Here is a 1,361-nt window from a genome sequence, read left to right on the forward strand (position 1 = left end):
CAAGTAATGTTGCAAATTCGAAACCACACAGCTATCGCTGCTTGTTTTTTTAATTTATTCCAAAACTCAAACTCCGTTTGGTTTTTTTATAAATTAAAAAACCACGCCCAAGGGCGTGGTTTCGAGAGTGTCGTGATGGCAGAAGGATTCGAACCTTCGACCGCCTGCTTAGAAGGCAGGTGCTCTATCCAGCTGAGCTATGCCACCATTCGCTTTAGATAACTAGTTGTCTTTAGCGGCTGCAAATATACAATTAACATTAATTATTGCACAAGTTTAATTGAAAAATATTTTACACTTTATTTTTCCGCTACCACCCCCCCTTCCTTAAACCATTAAATACCAACAACCTAGATAAAGCTCTCCCATAATCGAAATTTAAATGGGTCTAGAAACTACTTTAAATAAGCAGACAAACTACAATCCCCTCAACTCACTCATTATTAACACACTAAAAATAATTGGAAAAATAAATGGTTTTTGTGGTAGGGTTTTTTCCTAGCGAGTTGTTTTATAACAAACAACAAAAAAATTAATAATGAGTACAACAAAATCAAAGGTTTTATCCAATGTAAAAAAATCCATTTTCAACTTAGGAATGGTCGTTTTAGCAATGCTGACCGTAGTTAGTTGCGATAAGGATAACACTTCCTCCCAACATGGAGTGATGGCGATTAGTGCCAAAGGAAAAATTTCAGACGATAATAATTCTTCCAAAACCGCCAAAGAGGTAGGTTCAAATATAGTAGTGAGCGATTTTTTGGTCAATTTGAAAGAGTTTGAATTGGAGTTAGACCTAGATTACGAAGATGACGAAAACGAGCAGTGGGATGACGACCGTTTTTATGGTTTTGAGGACGAAATAGAACTGGAAGGTCCGTTTGAACTTGATCTTCTAAAAGGAGAAATTAATTTTATAAACGTAGAAATTCCTGTAGGGACCTATGAGGAAATCGAATTTGAAATTGATAAAAGTACCGATGCCAACAGTGAGCTATTTGGAAAATCTATTTTGATTAAAGGTACCATAGACGATGTTCCGTTTATCTTTTGGCACGACTTTGATGAGGAGATTGAAATTGATTTTGAAGACCCTCAAACGCAAATCGAGATCGTAGAAAACGAAACCAATCTGACCATTTTGTTCGATCTTTCCCAACTTCTATACGGTGTAGGATCGGTAGATCTTTCGCAGGCAGTGGATGGAAACAATGACGGGATTATAGAAATAAGCCCAGTAGACCCGGATGGTAACAATGAGATTGCCGCTCAAATTAAAGAGCGACTAAAGGACATCATAGATTTATTGGACGATTAAGGGACTAGACCATAAACTGTGTAAGTAGTAAATAGAGGGTAAA

The 1,361-nt window shown here is 36.9% G+C and carries 1 protein-coding gene and 1 tRNA gene; one reads left to right on the forward strand and one right to left on the reverse strand.

Annotated elements, in window-relative coordinates; all coding sequences use genetic code 11:
• Positions 1–133: 133 nt before the first annotated feature.
• Positions 134–207: transfer RNA gene (locus BV214_RS16600), tRNA-Arg, on the reverse strand.
• Positions 208–538: 331 nt separating this feature from the next.
• Between BV214_RS16600 and BV214_RS16605 the strand changes: the two genes are divergently transcribed.
• The gene (locus BV214_RS16605; RefSeq protein ID WP_086478615.1) at positions 539–1,318 is read left to right on the forward strand and encodes a hypothetical protein; all 780 of its coding nucleotides are present in this window, start codon (positions 539–541) and stop codon (positions 1,316–1,318) included.
• The last annotated feature ends 43 nt before the right edge of the window (positions 1,319–1,361 follow it).

Origin of the sequence: Arenibacter amylolyticus (assembly GCF_002150785.1) — a bacterium.
Classification (GTDB): domain Bacteria; phylum Bacteroidota; class Bacteroidia; order Flavobacteriales; family Flavobacteriaceae; genus Arenibacter; species Arenibacter amylolyticus.